Raw genomic sequence first — 19,259 nt, forward strand, 5'->3', positions numbered from 1 at the left:
TTACACACAGTTAAGCCTTAGGGCGATTGCTGCAAGCAAAAATCGAACCCAGTGCTTTAATATATTGAAAGATATTGATTTTTTGTCTTCTTGAAGATGGGCGGGCTTTATGATGTAAAAGTTTTTGACAATTCTGCGTTGAGATTTCTGGTGTGGTAACGAAAACAAACTCCAGTGGCACTGTCTAATGTTGCTATGTATTCGGGGGTACCGCAGGCAACCAGCATCCCACCTTTCAGCCCACCGCCAGGTCCCAGGTCGATGATCCAGTCGGCGGCACGCATCACATCGGTGTTGTGCTCGATGACGACAACGGTGTTGCCGTGGTCGCGCAGTCGCTGGAGCACGCTAAGCAGCTGAGCGACATCGCTGAAATGCAGGCCGGTGGTGGGCTCATCGAGGATGTAAAGCGTGCGTCCCGTATCGCGCCGGGCAAGTTCGCGGGCCAGCTTGACGCGCTGCGCTTCGCCGCCTGAAAGCGTTGTGGCGCTCTGGCCCAGTTGCAGGTAGCCGAGGCCGACATCGATCAGCGTCTGCAGCTTGCGTGCGATCGCGGGAATCGCCGCGAACACCTTGGCCGCTTCCTCGATCGTCATTTCCAGCGATTCGTGGATGTTGCGGCCGCGGTAGCGGATTTCCAGGGTTTCGCGCTCGTAGCGTGCGCCGTGGCAGATGTCGCAGGGCACATAGACGTCGGGCAGGAAATGCATTTCGACGCGGATGACGCCATCCCCCTGGCAGGCTTCGCAGCGTCCGCCCTTGACGTTGAAACTGAAGCGCCCCGGACCGTAGCCGCGCGCACGTGCTTCCGGCACGCCGGCATACAGCTCGCGCAGAGGTCCGAACAGCCCGGTGTACGTCGCCGGATTCGAGCGCGGCGTGCGTCCGATCGGGCTCTGGTCGATGGCGATGATCTTGTCGAAGTGCTCCAGTCCGCTGAGTGAACGATAGGGCGCCGGTTCGTCGCCTGCGCCATTCAGTGCCCGAGCCGCGGCGCGCTGTAGCGTGTCGTTGATCAGCGTCGACTTGCCGGAGCCGGAAACACCGGTGACGCAGGTGAGCAGGCCGACCGGGATGTCGACGTCGAGATCGCGCAGGTTGTGCCCGCTGGCGCCACGGATGCGGATCTGCCGCTCGGGGTCGGGCGGCGTGCGCCGGGCGGCACGGGGCATCGTGCGGCGGCCGGCCAGCCAGTCGCCGGTGATGGAGGCCGGATTGGCCATCAGTTCACGCGGACTGCCCGTGGCGACCACGCGGCCGCCATGTACGCCGGCGGCCGGGCCGACGTCGACGAGGTAATCGGCCGCAAGCATCGCTTCGGCGTCGTGTTCGACGACGACGACGGTGTTGCCGAGGTCGCGCAGGCGCCGCAGCGTGCCGAGCAGGCGGGCGTTGTCGCGCGGATGCAGGCCGATCGACGGTTCATCGAGCACGTAAAGCACGCCGACCAATCCGGCGCCGATCTGCGAGGCGAGGCGGATGCGCTGCGCCTCGCCGCCGGAGAGCGTATCGGCGCGGCGGGCGAGTGTCAGGTAATCGAGTCCGACTTCGACGAGGAATCCCAGGCGCTGGCGGATTTCCTCGACGATCTTCGCGGCGATCGCGCCGCGGCGGCCGCTCGGGATCAGTTCATCGCAGCGGCGGTGTGCTTCGTCGATCGGCAGTTCGAGCCAGGCCGGGAGCGTGTGCGGGCCGACGAACACATGGCGGGCGGCGCGATTCAGGCGGCTGCCATGGCAGCTCGGGCAGGGTCGGGTCGACTGCAGCCGGCCGAGCTCCTCGCGTACGGCGGCGGATTCGGTTTCGCGGTAGCGCCGTTCCAGATTCGGGATGACGCCTTCGAAAGTGTGGCGTCGCAGGCTGCGGGTGCCGTGCTCGTTGGCGTAGTGAATGTCGATTTCTTCGTCGCCGCTGCCGTAGAGCACGCGTTCGCGGGCGGCTGCCGGCAGTTCGGCCCACGGCTGCCGCGGGTCGAAGTGGTAATGCGCGGCCAGGGCTTCGATCAGCGCCCAGCACCAGGGATTGCGCCGCTCCCAGCCGTGGATCGCCCCGTCGGCCAGCGACAGCCGCGGATCGGTGACGATGCGGGCCGGATCGAAGTAACCCTGCACGCCAAGGCCATCGCAGCTCGGACAGGCGCCGTGCGGGCTGTTGAAGCTGAACAGTGCCGGCTCCAGCGCGCCGGGCGAATAGCCGCACAGCGGGCAGGCGTGCACCGCTGAAAAGGTCGCCGGCGTCGTTTCGGGCGCCTCCAGACTGCGCACCAGGGCCAGGCCGTCGGCCAGACGCAGGGCCGTTTCGAAAGACTCGGCCAGCCGCGCGGAGAGGTCTGCGCGTACCTTGAAGCGATCGATGACCACCTCGATGGTGTGCGCGCGACGTGGATCGAGTGGCGGCACGGCGTCGAGTTCATGCAGGGTGTCATCGATGCGCACCCGTAAAAAACCCTGCGCACGCAGATTTTCCAGCAGCTTGAGGTGCTCGCCTTTGCGCGCCCGCAGCACCGGTGCGAGCAGCAGCAGGCGTTCTCCCTCGGGGCGGGCGAGCACGCTGTCGACCATCTGGCTGACTGTCTGTGCTTCGAGCGCGATGCTGTGCTCGGGGCAGTGCGGCACGCCGGCGCGGGCGAACAGCAGGCGCAGGTAATCGTGGATTTCCGTGATCGTGCCGACCGTCGAGCGCGGGTTGTGCGAGGTGGATTTCTGCTCGATGGCGATGGCCGGCGACAGTCCTTCGATGTGGTCGACATCGGGTTTGTCGAGACGGGCGAGAAACTGGCGGGCGTAGACCGACAGGGATTCGACGTAGCGGCGCTGGCCTTCGGCATAGAGCGTGTTGAACGCCAGCGACGATTTGCCGGAACCTGACGGACCGGTGATGACGATCAGGCGGTCGCGTGGCAGATCGAGGTCGATATTGCGCAGGTTATGGGTGCGGGCGCCGCGGATGCGAATAGTGTCCATGAGGCTTCAGAGGGTCCTAAGAGTGCTCTGCTACTATACGGCCCCGGTTTTTTTACAAGGCGGAACGGGAGATGGAAAAGCAACTCGCCGGTGAAACAATGACGCCGGTTGAACGCCAGGTCGCGGCCTGGCTGGCGGGTGTGTTCTCGCTGCGCATGCTCGGTTTGTTCATGATTCTGCCGGTATTTGCGCTCTACGCCGAGCATCTGAATGGCTCGACGCCGGCGCTGGCAGGACTGGCGATCGGTATCTACGGCGCGTCGCAAGCGGTGTTCCAGATTCCGTACGGCCTGCTTTCGGATCGTTTCGGCCGCAAGCGCGTGATCTACGCCGGCCTGGTGATCTTCGCCGCCGGTTCGGTGCTCGCCGCCGTATCCGGTTCGATCTGGGGTGTGATCGCCGGACGTCTGCTGCAGGGCGCCGGGGCGATTTCGGCTGCGGTGATGGCGCTCGCCGCCGACCTCACGCGCGAAGAGCATCGCACCAAGGTGATGGCAACGATCGGCGTGTCGATCGGTATTTCCTTTGCCGTGTCGATGGTCGCCGGCCCGCTGCTCAACAGCCTGATCGGGGTTTCCGGAATTTTCTGGCTGACCGCGCTGCTGGCGTTCGGCGGCATTGCCGTGGTCCGCTTCCTGGTGCCCGATCCGCAGGATGAGCGCCTGCACCGTGACACTCAGCCGGTGCCGGCGCAGTTCATGCGCGTGCTCCGCGATTCGCAGCTGCTGCGCCTCGATTTCGGCATTTTCGCGCTGCACCTGATCCTGACAGCAACCTTCGTCGCCGTGCCGCATGCGCTCAAGGATCTGGCTGGTCTGCCGCCCGCGCGGCACTGGGAGATCTACCTGCCGACGATGGTGCTCGGTATGGGGCTGATGGTGCCCTTCGTCATCATCGGCGAGAAGCGGCGCAAGCTGAAGCAGGTGTTCCTCGGTGCGGTTGGTCTGCTGACCCTCGCCGAGCTGGCACTGATCGGTTTTCACGCCGGTTTCTGGAGTGTCGGCGTGGCGATGCTGATGTTTTTCACCGCGTTCAACCTGCTGGAGGCGACGTTGCCGTCGCTGGTGGCGAAGATGGCGCCGCCGGATGCCAAGGGCACGGCGATGGGCGTCTACGCCAGCACGCAGTTCCTCGGTGCCTTCTGCGGCGGGGCGATCGGTGGCTGGCTGAACGGCCATTTCGGCCTGAGTGCGGTGTTCCAGATGGCGGCGCTGGTCGGTCTGCTGTGGCTGGCCGTGGCCTCGACGATGAAGAATCCGCGCTACCTGTCGAGCTATCTGCTCAACGTCGGGCCGCAGGCCGACGAGGCCGCCGCCGCGCGCTTGGCACTGACGCTGACCGGTATCCGTGGCGTCGCCGAGGCGGTCGTCATCGCCGACGATGGTGTGGCCTATCTCAAGGTCGATCGCCACGCGCTCGATGAAGCGGCTTTGCTGGCGCATTCGGTCACGCCGGCCGGCTGAGCGGTCAAGTTCGCTACAATCGCGTTCCATATCCCGATTCCTGCGCCGCTGCGGCGGCGCGCACTCAGCTTGCGGAGCGCATGTTCATGGCCAGAGGCATCAACAAGGTCATTCTCGTCGGCAATCTCGGCGCGGACCCGGAAACGCGCTTCATGCCCAGCGGTGATGCGGTGACCAACCTGCGCATCGCCACCAGCGAAACCTGGACCGACCGCAATACCGGACAGAAGCAGGAACGCACCGAGTGGCATCGCGTGGTGCTGTTCAAGAAGCTCGCGGAGATCGCCAACGAGTACCTGAAGAAGGGCTCGCAGGTCTACATCGAGGGCAGCCTGCGTACCCGTAAATGGCAGGACAAGGACGGCCGCGACCAGTACAGCACCGAGATCGTCGCCACCGACATGCAGATGCTCGGCGGCCGCGCCGGTGGCGGCAGCGTGCCGTTCGAGCGCGACGCCGACAGCGCGCCGGCCCCGGCCCCGCGCAGCCGCAATACACCGGCGCCGCAGTCGGCACCGCCGTCGAGCGGTGGTTTTGATGAGCCGTTCGACGACGACATCCCGTTCTGAGTCTGGCGGATGCGTGTTTTCACGCAGTGGACCGCGGCATTTGCCATGACAGCCTCGGGTTGGTCGCTGCAGGTGGCTGATTTACCGGCCTCTGCGGGCTGGCCCGTTTATTGACCGTCGCGGGATTCCTTCCACCGTCGAGGATGCTGTTCCGATGAAAACACTGTTCGCGAGTGCTGCGCTGGCTTTGTCGCTGATGCTGCCGGTCCATGCCCATGAATACACCGTCGGCGATATCCGTATCGAGCATCCCTGGGCGCGGGCGACGGCGCCGGGCGCGGCCAATGGCGCGGCCTACTTTCGCATGAGCAAGAGCGACGCCGGTGCCGACAAGCTGCTCAGCGCCGCCGGCAGCGTGGCCGAGCGCGTCGAGCTGCACACGCACATGATGGATAACGGCGTCATGAAGATGCGGCCGGTACAGGCGATCGAGGTCGAGCAGGGTTCGGCGACCGTGCTGGCGCCGGGCGGTCTGCACGTCATGCTGATCGGCCTGAAGAAGCCGCTGGTCGCGGGCGAGAAATTCCCGCTGACGCTGAACTTTGAAAAAGCGGGCAAAGTCGAGGTGCAGGTCGACGTCGAAGCGCCGGATGCCGCTGCCAGTAAACCGATGGATCACATGACGCACGGCAAGCCCTGAGCTTAAGGGCGCCGCGCGAGCGCGCGAGGGAACGCCGGAACAACGAACGGTCGTGTGCGCACGGCCGTTCGCATTTTTGCGCCGCGTCAGCGGCGCTTTGCCGGAGGATTCCCGATGCGATATCGGCCCTTTTCCCTTGCCGTGCTCGGCGCGAGTCTGCTGGCGCCGGCGCATGCCGCCGGCGTGGCGCAGCCCGGCGATCTGCGCGCCTTCGTGCTCGCCGCCTCCTGTGCCGCCTGCCATGGCCCGGATGGACACAGCCCCGGCGCGATTCCCTCGCTGGCGGGCAAGAGCGCCCGCTTCATCGAGTTCGCCATGCAGGAATACAAAAGCGGTGCGAGCGCCGGCACGGTGATGAACCGCATCGCCCGCGGCTACAGCGATGACGAGATCCGCCTGATCGCCGCGCGTCTCGGCCGTCGCGAGGAGGTGCGCTGATGGCGCTGTCGCGACGGGCTCTGCTGCGCAGCGGCGCGGCGGTGGCGCTCGGCTGGCTGGGCGCGGGCGGCCGGGTGGCCCGTGCCGCGGGTACGCAGGCACGGGTCGTCATCGTCGGTGGTGGTTTCGGCGGCGCGACCTGCGCGCGTTATCTGCGCCAGCTCGATCCGAGCGTGGAGGTGACGCTGATCGAGCGCGAACCGCGTTACCTGAGTTGCCCGTTGAGCAATCTGGTGCTGGTCGGTGAGCGCACGCTCGATGCGCAGGCGCACGGCTACGGTGGTCTGCGGGCGCTCGGCGTGCGTGTGCTGTTCGATACCGTTACCGAGATCGACCCGGTCGCCCGCCGCGTACGCACGGCCGGCGGTACTCAGCTCGACTGTGACCGCCTGGTGCTCGCCCCCGGCATCGAACTGCGCTTTGATGCGATTGCCGGCTATGACGCCGCCGCCGCTCAGCAGCTGCCGCATGCCTGGCATGCCGGCGAGCAGACGCTGTTGCTGCAGCGCCAGCTCGCGGCCATGCCGGACAACGGCGTCGTGCTGATCAGCGTACCGGCCGAGCCGTACCGCTGCCCGCCGGGGCCATACGAGCGCGCCAGTCTGATCGCCGACTGGATGCGCACCCAGCGCCCGCGCGGCAAGCTGCTGATTCTCGACGCCAAGGACAGCTTCACCAAGCAGGCGCTGTTTCAGTCAGCCTGGCAGACGTTGTATCCGGGGCTGATCGAATGGGTGCGCGGTTCCGACGGCGGGGCGGTCGAGCGTGTCGACGCGGCGGCGCGCACGCTGTATCCGGGCTTTGGCTTTAACGAGCATCGCGGCGATGTCGTCAACGTGATTCCGCCGCAGCGCGCCGGCGCGATCGCACAGCGGGCCGATCTGAGCGATGCCAGCGGCTGGTGTCCGGTGGATCAGCTGAGCTTCGAGTCGCTGCGCCATGCCGGCGTGTACGTCATCGGTGATGCGGCGATTGCCGGCAAGATGCCGAAGTCGGCGTTTTCGGCGAACAGCCAGGCCAAGGTCTGCGCCGCGGCGCTGCTGTGTGCGCTGCACGGACAGGCGTTGCCGGAGCCGTCCTACGCCAATACCTGCTACAGCCTGGTGGCGCGGCATTACGGTATCAGCGTCTCGGCGGTCTATCGCCTGCAGCAGGGGCGCATCGAGCCGGTCGCCGGCGCCGGTGGCACCAGTCCGCTGGAGGCACCGAGCGCGGTACGGGCGCAGGAAGCGGCCTACGCCGAAGGCTGGTACGCCAGCATCATGGCTGACAGCTTCGGCTGACACTGCGGACGCCGGGCCGCGTGCCCGGCGTGTCCGCCCGGCGTTTCAGTCGCCGAGTCCCTCGAACAGCTTGGTGCTGAGGTAGCGTTCGCCGAAGGAGGGGATGATGACGACGATGCGCTTGCCGGCGTTCTCCGGCTTGGCTGCCTGCTGCAGCGCCGCCCAGATCGCCGCGCCGGAACTGATGCCGACCAGCAGACCTTCCTCGGTGGCGGCACGGCGTGCGGTGGCGAGCGCGTCATCATTGGTGACGCGGGTGACTTCGTCGTAGATCGCGGTGTTGAGCACCTCGGGTACGAAGCCGGCACCGATGCCCTGGATCATGTGCGGCCCCTTCTGCCCGCCGGAGAGCACCGGCGAGGCATCGGGCTCGACGGCGACCACGCGCAGACCGGGCTTGCGCGCCTTCAGCACCTCGCCGATACCGGTGATGGTGCCGCCAGTGCCGACGCCGGCGACGATCACATCGACCGTGCCGTCGGTGTCGCGCCAGATTTCCTCGGCGGTGGTCTTGCGATGGATGGCCGGGTTGGCCGGGTTCTGGAACTGCTGCGGGATGTAGTAGCGCGCGTCGGCCGCGGCCATTTCCTCGGCCTTGCGGATCGCGCCGCCCATGCCTTCGGCGCCCGGCGTCAGCACCAGCTCGGCGCCGTAGCCGCGCAGCAGCATGCGCCGCTCCTTGCTCATGGTGTCCGGCATCACCAGGCAGCACTTGTAGCCGCGCGCGGCGCAGACCATCGCCAGCGCGATGCCAGTGTTGCCGCTGGTCGGTTCGAGGATGACGGTGTCCGCACCGATCTTGCCGGCCGCCTCGGCGGCGTCGATCATCGCCGCGCCGATGCGGTCCTTGACGCTGTGCGCCGGGTTGAAGAATTCAAGTTTGCAGACCACTTCCGCGCCGAGGCCGGCGCTCAGGCGGTTGAGGCGGACGAGCGGGGTGTTGCCGATCAGTTCGGTGACGTTGCTGGCGATGCGCATGGCGGAATTCCTCTGCGAGCGGCGGAACGAAGCGGGGGAGCGGTTCAGGGAATCTGGACGGTGGTGGCGCCGGGATTGGTGATCTGGATGACGCCGCCCCACATGCACATGCATTGGCTGACGTTGTCGAGCGCCGGCATGTTGGCGATCAGCACCGTCGGCGCGCCCGGTACCCACGGTGCGGAGGTGGCCGGGATGCACGGCATCGGCGTCAGCACGCCCATCGCCGCGCTGGTGGCGGCGGCGACCGTCGGGTTGGCCAGCGACTGGCACATGCCGAAGGGCATGATGTTGAGCAGCGGCACGTGATCCATGATGTTGGCGGCCGGCTTGTTTTCGGCGAGCACGCGGTTGGTCGGCAGTACCACCAGACTGCTCGGCGCCATGCCGAACGAGCACTGCAGCATCGCGCCCATCGTTACTTGCTGGGGCATGGTGGGAGTCCTCCTGCACGTTCTGGCTGAATGCTCAGCATAGTGCGCCGCATCAGATGGCAAAGTCCTCGACGGTGTCACCGCGCTCGGGCGCGAGGAACACCCGCAGCTGGCGTGGCACCAGCCACAGGCTTTCACCGATCGCATAGCCCTCGCGGCGGAAGCGCTCGCGCGTCAGCTCGACCTCGATCGGCGCATCCGCACCCTGGTGGCGCAGTTCCAGGCGTACCACCGGGCCGAGCGGGCGGACGTCGGTGACGGTGGCGACCAGCGCATCGGCGGTGCCCGGCGTGCGCGACAGTTCGATGTCGTGCGGGCGCACGTAGGCCAGCGCCGGCGCATCTTCGGTATTGCCCAGGCCCGGCGCGGCGACGCGCAGCCCCGAGACCTCGGCGATGCCGCCGTGTACCCGCGAGTGGAACAGATTGACGTTGCCGAGGAACTCGTAGACGAACGGCGTGGCCGGCGTTTCGTAGATCGAATCGGGCGAGCCGATCTGCTCGATGTGACCCCGGTTCATCACCACCACGCGGTCGGCGACTTCGAGCGCTTCTTCCTGATCGTGGGTGACGAACACGCTGGTGATGTGCAGCTCGTCGTGCAGCCGGCGCAGCCAGCGGCGCAGTTCCTTGCGCACTTGAGCATCGAGGGCACCGAAGGGCTCGTCGAGCAGCAGCACCTTGGGCTCGACCGCCAGCGCGCGGGCCAGCGCCACGCGCTGACGCTGGCCGCCGGAGAGCTGGTCGGCATAGCGGTTGGCGAGATGGCCGAGCTGCACCAGATCGAGCAGGCGCATCACCCGCGCGCGGATCTCGTTTTCCGCCGGCCGGGTGGCGCGCGGGCGCACGCGCAGGCCGAAGGCGACGTTCTCGAACACACTCATGTGGCGGAACAGCGCGTAGTGCTGGAACACGAAGCCGACATGGCGATCGCGCACGTGCACGTCGGTGGTGTCCTCGCCGTGGAACAGCACCTGACCGGAGTCGGCCTGTTCGAGGCCGGCGATGATGCGCAGCAGCGTGGTCTTGCCACAGCCGGAGGGGCCGAGCAGCGCGACCAGCTCGCCGGAATGGATGTCGAGCGACAGCGCGTCGAGGGCGGTGAAATCACCGAAACGCTTGCTCAGCTGACGGATCTCGATGCTCATGGCGGGTACCTGTCAGGCGGCGGAGCGCGCGAGCCGCGTGCGCCACTCGATGAAGGACTTGGCCGCCAGCATCACCAGCGCCATCAGTGTCAGCACCGAGGCGCAGGCGAAGGCCGCGACGAAGTTGTATTCGTTGTAAAGGATCTCGACGTGCAGCGGCAGCGTCGTGGTCAGCCCGCGGATATGACCGGAGACCACGCTGACGGCACCGAATTCGCCGAGCGCGCGCGCCGTGCTGAGGATCGTGCCGTAGAGCAGTCCCCATTTGATGTTCGGCAGCGTCACCCGCCAGAAGGTCTGCCAGCCGCTGGCGCCGAGCACGATTGCGGCCTCTTCCTCCTCGCCGCCCTGCGCTTCCATCAGCGGGATCAGCTCGCGGGCGACGAAGGGGAAGGTGACGAACACCGTCGCCAGCACGATGCCGGGCACGGCGAAGATGATCTTCAGGTCATGCTCGATCAGCCACGGTCCCAGCCAGCCGTGGGCACCGAACACCAGCACGTAGATCAGGCCGGCGATCACCGGGCTGACGGCGAACGGCAGGTCGATCAGTGTGATCAGCAGCGGCTTGCCGGGAAAATCGAACTTGGCGATGGCCCAGGCCGCGGCGACGCCGAACACCAGGTTCATCGGCACGGCGATCAGCGCGGCGAGCAGCGACAGCTCGATTGCGGCCAGCGCCTCGGGCTCGGTGATCGCCTGCCAGTACAGCGCCAGTCCGCCTTTCAGGGCTTCGGTGAACACCGCGGCGAGCGGCACGAACAGGAAGGCGGCGAGAAACAGCAGTGCGATGGCGGTCAGGCTCCAGCGCACCCAGCGCGATTCCTGCGTGGCGCTGGTGGCTGGCTGTGTCTTCGCGACGGCCGGAGTGAGCAGGGTGTCGGCGCTGGTACTCATGCCGAGGCCCTCCGCCGGCTCCAGATCTGCAGCGCGTTGATGGTCAGCAGCAGCAGCAGCGAGATCACCAGCATCACCACCGCCACTGCGGTGGCGCCGGCGTAGTCGTATTGTTCGAGCTTGGAAATGATGATCAGCGGCGTGATTTCCGAGACCATCGGGATGTTGCCGGCGATGAAGATCACCGAGCCGTACTCGCCGACGGCGCGGGCGAAGGCCATCGTGAAGCCGGTGGCGAGCGCCGGCAGCAGCGCCGGAAAGATCACCCGCGTGAAGGTCTGCAGCCGGCTCGCACCGAGCGAGGCGGCGGCTTCCTCGACCGCATGTTCGAGGTCTTCCAGCACCGGTTGCACGGTGCGCACGACGAAGGGCAGGCCGATGAAGGTCAGCGCGACGACGACGCCGAGCGGCGTGAACGCGATCTTGATGCCGGCGGCGGCGAAGTACTGACCGATCCAGCCGTTACTGGAATACAGCGCGGTCAGCGCGATGCCGGCCACGGCGGTCGGCAGCGCGAACGGCAGATCGACCAGCGCATCGACGAATCTGCGGCCGGGGAACGGGTAGCGCACCAGCACCCAGGCCACCAGCAGACCGAACACCGCGTTGATTGCTGCCGCCAGCAGCGCTGCGCCGAAGCTCAGCTTGTACGAAGCCAGCACGCGCGGCGCGCTCACCGCCTGCCAGAAATCCGCCCAGCCCATGCCGGCGCTCTTGATGAACGCCGCCGACAGCGGCAGCAGCACCAGCAGGCCGAGGTAGAACAGGGCAAAGCCCAGCGCCAGGCCGAAGCCGGGCAGGATCGTCGTGCGACGCACGGTCGTGACCTCAGTGGGGTTGATAGATCCGGTCGAATTCTCCGCCGTCGGCGAAGTGCCTGGCCTGCGCTTCGGCCCAGCTGCCGAACGCGCCCTCGACGGTGATCAGGCGGATGGGTTTGAACTGCTCCTGAAACTCGGCGAACACTGCCGGATCACGCGGACGCAGGTAATGGCGGGCGGCGATGCGCTGGCCCTCGGGTGAGAACAGGAAGTTCAGGTAGCCCTCGGCCAGCGCGCGCGTGCCCTTCTGCTCGACGACGCGGTCGACGACAGCGACTGGCGCGTCGGCATCGATGCTCATCGACGGCACCACGATTTCGAAATCGTCCTTGTTGAACGTCTTGGTGATCTGCAGCACTTCGCTCTCGAAGGTCAGCAGCACGTCGCCGATGCCGCGCTGGATGAAGGTCGTGGTTGCCGCGCGCCCGCCGGCATCGAGTACCGGCACGTTGTGGAACAGCTTGCCGACGAACTCGCGGGCCTTGTCATCGGAGCCGTATTGTTCTTTGGCCCAGGCCCAGGCGGCGAGGTAGCTGTAACGGCCGTTGCCGGCGGTCTTCGGATTGGGAATGACCAGCTGCACACCCTCCCTGGCCAGATCGCCCCAATCGTGAATCTGCTTCGGGTTGCCCTTGCGCACGAGGAAAATGATCGTCGAACCATACGGTGCCGCATGATACGGGAACGCGTCGCGCCAGTCGGCACGCAGCACTCCGGCTTTGGCGATGGCGTCGATGTCGGTCTGCTGGTTCATCGTCACCACGTCGGCCGCCAGCCCGTCGATCACCGCGCGTGCCTGCTTGCTCGAACCTCCGTGCGACTGGTTGATGGTCACCTCCTCGCCGGTCTTCTGCTTCCAGTACGGCACGAAGCTGGCGTTGACGTCCTTGTAGAGTTCGCGGGCGACGTCATAGGAGGCGTTGAGCAGTTCCGTGGCGTGGGCAGCGCTGCTGCCGAGCAGCAGCAGCGAGCAGGTGGCGGCGAGCAGGCGGGAAAGGCGGGCAGGGTGATGCATGGGCTGAAACTCTCGTGATCATGGGCTTTGGTGCAATGCAGCGAGCCTATCATCGGGGTTTTATATCAAAAAAAGACTTTAAAATTCTCTGTAACTAACAATAAGGCATAAAAACAGGTGTTCAGCCGGTAATCTGTCCGTGCGAGCCGGGTCCGTCGCGGCCGGCCGGCCGGCCGCGGAGTGGACAAGGCTGGCCGCTTGCGGCAAGGTCGCGCGCCTGTTCCCCCTGCCGGAGCCGATGCTAGACTCCAGCTCCTTGATCCCGCTTGAAAACTTCGATGCCCCGCAAACTCTTCATCAAGACCCACGGCTGCCAGATGAACGAGTACGACTCCGCCAAGATGGGCGACGTGCTGCGTGAATCGCATGGCCTGGAACTGACCGACGACCCGAACCAGGCCGACGTGCTGCTGCTCAATACCTGCTCTATCCGCGAGAAAGCGCAGGAAAAAGTCTTCTCCGAACTCGGCCGCTGGCGCGAGCTGAAGCTGGAAAAACCCGATCTGGTGATCGGTGTCGGCGGCTGCGTCGCCAGCCAGGAAGGCGAGGCGCTGCGCGAGCGCGCACCCTTCGTCGATCTGGTGTTCGGCCCGCAGACGCTGCATCGCCTGCCCAATCTGCTCAAGGCCGTGCAGGAGCATGCCGGCGCCGTCGTCGACGTCTCCTTCCCCGAGATCGAGAAGTTCGACAACCTGCCCGAGCCGCGCGCCGAGGGGCCGGCGGCCTTCGTTTCGGTGATGGAAGGCTGCTCGAAGTACTGCACCTTCTGCGTGGTGCCCTACACCCGCGGTGAAGAGGTCAGCCGGCCGTTCGACGACGTCATCGCCGAGATCGCCGGACTCGCCGCGCAGGGCGTGCGCGAGGTGACGCTGCTCGGCCAGAACGTCAACGCCTACCGGGGCGCGATGCACGACGACACCCTTGCCGATTTCGCGCTGCTGCTGCAGATGGTCGCGGCGATCGACGGCATCGAGCGCATTCGCTACACCACCTCGCACCCGATCGAGTTTTCCGAGCGGCTGATCGACACCTACGCCGAAGTGCCGGAGCTGGTCGATCACCTGCACCTGCCGGTGCAGAGCGGCTCGGACCGCATCCTCGCGGCGATGAAGCGCAAGCACACGGTGCTCGAATACAAGGCCAAGATCCGCCGCCTGCGCGCCATCCGCCCGGACCTCTCGCTGTCAACCGACATCATCGTCGGCTTCCCCGGCGAAACCGAGGCTGATTTCGCCGCGACGCTGAAGCTGATCGACGAGATCGGCTTCGACCACAGCTTCAGCTTCATCTACAGCCCGCGTCCCGGCACGCCGGCCGCCGATCTGCCCGATGACGTACCGATGGAGGTCAAGAAGGCGCGTCTACAGCAGGTCATCGACCGCTTCAATGCCAATGCCGCGCGCATCGCCGGTGGCATGGTCGGCAGCGTGCAGCGGGTGCTGATCGAGCGTCATGCCCGGCGCGGCGATACCCGTCAGCTCGCCGGGCGCACGCCGAACAACCGCGTCGTCAATTTCGACGGCCCCGCACGCCTGATCGGCCACTTCGTCGACGTGCGCATCACTGAAGCCCTGCCGAACTCGCTGCGCGGCGAGTTCGTCGCCTGCGAGGAACTCGGCCTGACGGCCGCCGAGGTGAACGCCGCGTGAATATCGTCACTCCTGCGCCGGTCGAAATCGCGACCGGCGCCGTTTCGCAATCGCTGAATCTCGAACCCTCCGACAATCTCCGCCTCGCCAATCTCTGCGGCCATCTCGACGAGCACCTGCGCCAGATCGAGCGCCGGCTCGGCGTCGAGATCGCCAATCGCGGCAGTCACTTCCAGGTCGACGGCCCGGCCGAGGCCGTCGCCGTCGCCAGCGCCGTGCTCGAAGCGCTGCACCTCGCCAGCGCCGAGGAAGAGCTCTCGCCGGCGCAGGTGCACCTGTTTCTGCAGGAAGCCGGCGCCGATGACATCGCCGTCGCCAGTCCCCACGAAGTCGAGCCCGAGCAGGTCGCGATCCGCACCAAGCGCGGCATGATCCGCGGCCGCGGCATCAACCAGCAGAAATATCTGCATGCGATGCTGCGCCACGACATCAACTTCGGCGTCGGTCCGGCCGGCACCGGCAAGACCTATCTCGCCGTGGCCTGCGCCGTCGAGGCGCTGGAGCGCAACGAGGTGCGCCGGCTGATCCTGGTGCGCCCGGCGGTTGAGGCCGGCGAGCGCCTGGGCTTCCTGCCCGGTGACCTGGTGCAGAAGGTCGATCCGTACCTGCGGCCGCTGTACGACGCGCTCTACGAGATGCTCGGCTTTGAGCGCGTCGGCAAGCTGATGGAGCGCAGCGTCATCGAGATCGCGCCGCTGGCCTTCATGCGCGGGCGCACGCTCAACGATGCCTTCATCATTCTCGACGAGGCGCAGAACACCACCGTCGAACAGATGAAGATGTTCCTGACGCGCATCGGTTTCGGCTCGACCGCGGTGATCACCGGCGATGCTTCGCAGGTCGACCTGCCCAAGGGCATCCGCTCGGGGCTGGCCCACGCGCTGGAAGTGCTCGACGGCGTCGAGGGCATCAGTGTCACCCGCTTCGAGCCGCGCGATGTCGTGCGTCATCCGCTGGTGCAGCGCATCGTCGTCGCCTATGAACGTTTCGAACAACTGCACGGGGAGGCACGGCGGTGAGCCTGGAACTCGATCTGCAGCTCGCCTCGGCGGCCTCCGGGCTGCCGGATGCGGCGGCGCTGCGCGGCTGGGCCGAGGCGGCCCTGGCGGCGGCCGATTTCACCGATCCCGCCGAGATGAGCGTGCGTATCGTCGACGAGGCCGAGAGTGCCGAGCTCAACGAGGGCTACCGGCAGAAGAGCGGCCCGACCAACGTGCTGTCGTTTCCCTTCGAGCTGCCGCCCGGCGTCAAGCTGGAGCGCGAGCTGCTCGGTGATCTGGTGGTGTGCGCGCCGGTGGTCGCCCGCGAGGCGACCGAGCAGGGCAAGCCGCTTGGCGCGCACTGGGCGCACATGATCGTGCACGGCACACTGCATCTGCTTGGCTACGATCATCTCGACGATGCTGAAGCGGCCACGATGGAAGGGCTGGAGGTTCGCATCCTCGCAGGACTCGACATCCCGAATCCCTACGGAGACGACGAAGCACCATGAAGGAGAAGGACGAGAAACCGGCCGAAAGTCACAGTAAATCGTGGCTGGAGCGTCTGGGTGAGGCGCTCGCCGGCGGTGGACCGGAAGACCGCGAGGATCTGCGCGGCATCCTGCGCGAGGCACAGGTCGACGGCATCATCGATGCCGAGACCCTGTCGATGCTCGAAGGCGTGCTCGAAGTCGTTGACATGCAGGCACGCGACGTCATGGTGCCGCGCGGGCAGATGGTGGTGCTGGAGCAGGACTGGGACATCGAGCGCGTGCTCAAGGAGATCGTCGACTCCGGCCATTCGCGCCTGCCGCTGATCGGCGAGGATCGCGACGAGGTGCTCGGCATCATCCTGGTCAAGGATCTGCTGGCCTGGTACGGCCGTGGCGGCGGTGAGTTCAACGCCCGGGAGTTCCTGCGCCCGGCCAAGTTCATCCCCGAGAGCAAGCGTCTCAACAGCCTGCTCAAGGAATTCCGCGCTTCACGCCAGCATATGGCGATCGTCGTCGACGAGTACGGCGGCGTCGCCGGCCTGGTCACCATCGAGGACCTGCTCGAACAGATCGTCGGCGAGATCGACGACGAGCACGACGAGGATGAAAACGCCGACGACATCCGTCAGATCGGCGACAACGAGTTCGTCGTCAAGGCGCTGACGCCGCTCGAAGATTTCAACGAGCGTTTCGGCGCGAGCTTCGACGAGGACGAGGCCGACACCGTCGGCGGCCTGGTGATGATGCACATCGACCGCCTGCCCAAGCGCGGTGAGGTCATCGAGATCGACCGCTTCCGTTTCCGTGTGCTGCGCGCCGACAATCGCCGCGTGCACCTGCTCGGCCTGAGTCTGCTCGAAGCGCCGGGCACGCGCGAGGTGGTCGTCGAGTAAGTCCGCCGCGCGGCGTTTGCGCACACACGCCCGTCATCACGGCCGCGCAGACTGGCTTCGCCGGTGTGCCCGGCCGCGTTCGCTGCATCCGCTGGAGTTCCCCTGCCGTGACCACTTCCGTCGCCGCCGGCCGCCTCGCGGCCGGCCATCCGCTGGCGCTGCTGATTGCACCGCTCGCTGGCGTGCTGCTGCCGTTTGCCTATGCGCCGTACGGGCTGTGGCCGCTCGGCTGGCTGCTGCCCGCCGTGCTGCTGTGGCTGCTCGACGGTGAGCGCGTGCGCCGTGGCGCACTGATCGGCTTTTTGTTCGGCCTCGGCGCCTTCGGCTACGGCATCTGGTGGATCTACGTCAGCCTGCATCACTACGGCAACGCGCCGCCGGCCTTCGCCGCGCTGGCCACCGCGCTGGTGGTGATGCTGATGGCCGGCTACGTCGCGCTGTTCGCGGCGCTGCTCAATCGTCTGGCCCCGCGGCCGGGCGCCCGGCGCTGGCTGCTCGCCGCGCCGGGGCTGTGGGCGCTGCTCGAATGGGTGCGCTCCTGGGCGTTCACCGGTTTTCCGTGGCTGGCACTCGGCTACAGCCAGACCGATGCACCACTCGCCGGCTTCGCCCCGCTGACCGGCGTGTTCGGAGTCGGCTTTTTCACGCTGCTCGGCGCCGGGCTGCTGCGGTTGGCGCTGGCCCGGCTGCGGCCGGCGGTCGGCGGTCCGCGGGCGGCACTATGGCCGCTGCTGGCGGCACTGGCGCTGCTCGCCGGCGGCTGGGGCGCCGGGCGCATCGCCTGGAGCGAGCCACACGGCCGGCCGCTGGCGGTGGCGCTGATCCAGGGCAACATCAGTCAGGAGCTGAAATGGCGGCCGGAAAAACTGCGGGAGACGCTTGCCACCTACGCTGAGCTGACGCAGCGCGCCGGGCGCCAGGACATCATCGTCTGGCCGGAGACGGCACTGCCGGCCTTCCTCAGCGATCTGGAGGACAGCTTCGTCGGCGAGCTGCGCGGCTATGCCGCCGAGCAGGGCATCGATTTCCTCATCGGCGCGCCGGACGGTCGCCGCGATCAGGCCGAATACCGCAACGCCGTCGCCGCCATCGGCCGCACCCCCGGCATCTACTACAAGCATCGCCTGCTGCCCTTCGGCGAATACCTGCCGCTACGCAGCCTGCTGATGATCTTCCGCGACTTCGTACAGATCCCGATGGCGGACTTCACGCCGGGCGCCGCCGACCAGCCGCTGCTGCACGCCGCTGGCGTGCCGGTCGGCACTTCGATCTGTTTCGAGGCGGTATTCGGCAGCGAGGTGCGCCGCGCGCTGCCGCAGGCCGAGCTGCTGGTCAACGTCAGCAACGATGCCTGGTTCGGCGACACCATCGCCCCGTATCAGCACCTGCAGATCGCGCGCATGCGCGCGATCGAAGCCGCCCGACCGCTGCTGCGGGCCACCAATACCGGCATCACCGCACTGGTCGACGAGAAAGGCCGCATCGTCGCTGAAGGCGAATCCTTCGTGCCGACGGTGGTCGCCGGTCAGGTGCAGCCGATGCGCGGTGAAACGCCGTTCGTCGCCGTCGGCGACTGGCTGGCGGTGGCGCTGGCGGCGCTGGCGGCGCTCGCCGGGGCGTGGCGCCGGTCGCCGGGCCAACAAAAAGGCGGCTGAGCGCCGCCTCGATGCTGCTGCCGGGGAGGTCGCGCGCTCAGCGCGGGTCCTGCCAGTCGGCGATGGTGCGCACCGGGTTATCGACCTCGCTGCCGAGTTCGTGATAGCCGAGGATCGTCGCCAGTTCGCGGCCCTGGGCGCGGGCGCGGCGGTTGCTCGCCTGGCGATGTTGTTCGTGCATGCGCTGCATGCGGTGTCGGGACAGACTCATGGTGGCCATTAGGCGCGTTCTCGCGGTCACTTTGGATTGCCCGCGCAGTGTCCGCGCCTTGTGTTGCCGCCCGGTTGCAGTGCCGTGACCAGGCGGCGATGCCGGATCAGTCGCTGATGACGCGGTTGAACACCTTGTGGCCGCAGGCCGGGCAGGCCGGGATCACCGCAGTGGTGTGGTGTTCGAGCTTGGCGCCGCAGGCTTCGCAGGCCAGGGTGCCGGGGCCGCTGATTTCACCGGCGTGGTAATGGCTCATGCGCTCGATGGTGTCCTCGAAGGCGAGGAATTCGAGCCGGGAGCGGTCGGCGGCCCGGCCGAACCATTCCAGCAGGCGCTCTTCGACCAGTTCCAGGTCGAAGCGGAACCAGGTGCGCAGGTCGCTGCCGGTCTCGGCGAGGAACTGGCCGGCGTCTTCGAGATCGCGGCGGATCCAGGCCGAGAGCAGGCCGGCTTCTTCGCGCGTCAGCTCGCCGAGGTGCACCGAATCTTCGGCGACGCGGTTGATGGTGTCGTGCAGCGCGCTGCTTTCGCGCACTTCGATGCGTTCGAGAGCAGCGTCGATGCGCTGCATCAGCCGCTCGTAGGCGGCGACCAGGCGCTTGTTGTCGTTCATGCGGGGCTCCTCGCTGTCCTTCGGCCTTTCAGTCTCGACCGGCGCGTGCGCGGCGGCAAGCGTGCGGCGCGCGGGCGGACGCTTTCATTGTCCGCGCGCGCGCCGCTCGGGTATTC

Annotated in this window: 19 protein-coding genes; 10 read left to right on the forward strand and 9 right to left on the reverse strand. The window is 66.9% G+C overall.

From position 1 onward, the window contains the following. Positions 1–107: 107 nt before the first annotated feature. Positions 108–2,963 carry an excinuclease ABC subunit UvrA gene (uvrA, locus tag C7443_RS16565; protein WP_110019729.1) on the reverse strand — a complete coding sequence of 952 codons (2,856 nt, stop codon included), beginning with the start codon at positions 2,961–2,963 and terminating at the stop codon, positions 108–110. Positions 2,964–3,034: 71 nt separating this feature from the next. Between uvrA and C7443_RS16570 the strand changes: the two genes are divergently transcribed. The 5 genes from C7443_RS16570 to C7443_RS16590 all read left to right on the forward strand — a co-directional run bounded on the left by C7443_RS16570 (position 3,035) and on the right by C7443_RS16590 (position 7,356). After that, positions 3,035–4,426, forward strand: a complete 1,392-nt coding sequence (locus C7443_RS16570) for an MFS transporter (RefSeq protein WP_110019730.1) — start codon at positions 3,035–3,037, stop codon at positions 4,424–4,426. An 86-nt stretch (positions 4,427–4,512) separates the two neighbouring features. Next, a complete protein-coding gene (ssb, locus tag C7443_RS16575) occupies positions 4,513–4,995 on the forward strand; it encodes a single-stranded DNA-binding protein (RefSeq protein WP_110019770.1) in 483 nt (160 codons plus the stop codon). Between the two features lie 154 nt (positions 4,996–5,149). Continuing rightward, positions 5,150–5,635 (forward strand): copper chaperone PCu(A)C, encoded by a 486-nt coding sequence (locus tag C7443_RS16580; protein WP_110019731.1) that lies wholly within the window; start codon positions 5,150–5,152, stop codon positions 5,633–5,635. A gap of 114 nt (positions 5,636–5,749) precedes the next feature. Further along, entirely contained in the window at positions 5,750–6,073 is a 324-nt protein-coding gene (locus C7443_RS16585) for a c-type cytochrome (protein ID WP_146213327.1), read from the forward strand. Beyond that, positions 6,073–7,356: an NAD(P)/FAD-dependent oxidoreductase gene (locus tag C7443_RS16590; RefSeq protein WP_110019733.1), complete on the forward strand. Its 1,284-nt coding sequence runs from the start codon at positions 6,073–6,075 to the stop codon at positions 7,354–7,356. Before C7443_RS16585 ends, C7443_RS16590 begins: the two co-directional genes overlap by 1 nt. 45 nt (positions 7,357–7,401) lie before the next feature. Here C7443_RS16590 and cysK read toward each other — a convergent pair whose 3' ends face one another. Genes cysK through C7443_RS16620 form a run of 6 tightly spaced genes read right to left on the reverse strand, consistent with a single transcriptional unit; the run spans position 7,402 to position 12,648 of the window. Further along, complete coding sequence (gene cysK / locus C7443_RS16595) at positions 7,402–8,334, reverse strand: cysteine synthase A (protein WP_110019734.1); 933 nt, start codon at positions 8,332–8,334, stop codon at positions 7,402–7,404. A 44-nt stretch (positions 8,335–8,378) separates the two neighbouring features. Then, on the reverse strand, positions 8,379–8,768 hold the full coding sequence (locus C7443_RS16600) for a DUF4280 domain-containing protein (RefSeq protein WP_110019735.1): 390 nt from the start codon (positions 8,766–8,768) through the stop codon (positions 8,379–8,381). A gap of 52 nt (positions 8,769–8,820) precedes the next feature. Beyond that, positions 8,821–9,915, reverse strand: coding sequence for a sulfate/molybdate ABC transporter ATP-binding protein (locus tag C7443_RS16605; RefSeq protein ID WP_110019736.1), 1,095 nt, complete (start codon positions 9,913–9,915; stop codon positions 8,821–8,823). Between the two features lie 12 nt (positions 9,916–9,927). After that, positions 9,928–10,812, reverse strand: a complete 885-nt coding sequence (gene cysW, locus C7443_RS16610) for a sulfate ABC transporter permease subunit CysW (RefSeq protein ID WP_110019737.1) — start codon at positions 10,810–10,812, stop codon at positions 9,928–9,930. Beyond that, positions 10,809–11,630, reverse strand: coding sequence for a sulfate ABC transporter permease subunit CysT (gene cysT / locus C7443_RS16615; protein ID WP_425467103.1), 822 nt, complete (start codon positions 11,628–11,630; stop codon positions 10,809–10,811). Before cysT ends, cysW begins: the two co-directional genes overlap by 4 nt. 10 nt (positions 11,631–11,640) lie before the next feature. Then, positions 11,641–12,648 carry a sulfate ABC transporter substrate-binding protein gene (locus C7443_RS16620; protein WP_110019739.1) on the reverse strand — a complete coding sequence of 336 codons (1,008 nt, stop codon included), beginning with the start codon at positions 12,646–12,648 and terminating at the stop codon, positions 11,641–11,643. A 278-nt stretch (positions 12,649–12,926) separates the two neighbouring features. Here C7443_RS16620 and miaB point away from each other — a divergent pair, with 278 nt between their 5' ends. The 5 genes from miaB (at position 12,927) to lnt (ending at position 18,319) form a co-directional block, all read left to right on the forward strand. Continuing rightward, entirely contained in the window at positions 12,927–14,297 is a 1,371-nt protein-coding gene (gene miaB / locus C7443_RS16625) for a tRNA (N6-isopentenyl adenosine(37)-C2)-methylthiotransferase MiaB (RefSeq protein ID WP_110019740.1), read from the forward strand. 2 nt (positions 14,298–14,299) lie between these two features. Beyond that, on the forward strand, positions 14,300–15,316 hold the full coding sequence (locus C7443_RS16630) for a PhoH family protein (RefSeq protein WP_246004695.1): 1,017 nt from the start codon (positions 14,300–14,302) through the stop codon (positions 15,314–15,316). Continuing rightward, positions 15,313–15,789 carry an rRNA maturation RNase YbeY gene (ybeY, locus tag C7443_RS16635; RefSeq protein WP_110019741.1) on the forward strand — a complete coding sequence of 159 codons (477 nt, stop codon included), beginning with the start codon at positions 15,313–15,315 and terminating at the stop codon, positions 15,787–15,789. Before C7443_RS16630 ends, ybeY begins: the two co-directional genes overlap by 4 nt. Further along, on the forward strand, positions 15,786–16,664 hold the full coding sequence (locus C7443_RS16640; protein WP_110019742.1) for a CorC family transporter: 879 nt from the start codon (positions 15,786–15,788) through the stop codon (positions 16,662–16,664). The genes ybeY and C7443_RS16640 overlap by 4 nt, the downstream gene beginning before the upstream one ends. Positions 16,665–16,771: 107 nt before the next feature. Next, the gene (gene lnt / locus C7443_RS16645; RefSeq protein WP_170123659.1) at positions 16,772–18,319 is read left to right on the forward strand and encodes an apolipoprotein N-acyltransferase; all 1,548 of its coding nucleotides are present in this window, start codon (positions 16,772–16,774) and stop codon (positions 18,317–18,319) included. 37 nt (positions 18,320–18,356) lie between these two features. Here lnt and C7443_RS20180 read toward each other — a convergent pair whose 3' ends face one another. Next, on the reverse strand, positions 18,357–18,500 hold the full coding sequence (locus tag C7443_RS20180) for a hypothetical protein (protein WP_170123660.1): 144 nt from the start codon (positions 18,498–18,500) through the stop codon (positions 18,357–18,359). 136 nt (positions 18,501–18,636) lie between these two features. Beyond that, a complete protein-coding gene (locus tag C7443_RS16650) occupies positions 18,637–19,143 on the reverse strand; it encodes a zinc ribbon-containing protein (RefSeq protein ID WP_110019744.1) in 507 nt (168 codons plus the stop codon). Positions 19,144–19,259: the final 116 nt, after the last annotated feature.

It is taken from the genome of Plasticicumulans acidivorans (assembly GCF_003182095.1).
GTDB classification, from domain to species: domain Bacteria; phylum Pseudomonadota; class Gammaproteobacteria; order Competibacterales; family Competibacteraceae; genus Plasticicumulans; species Plasticicumulans acidivorans.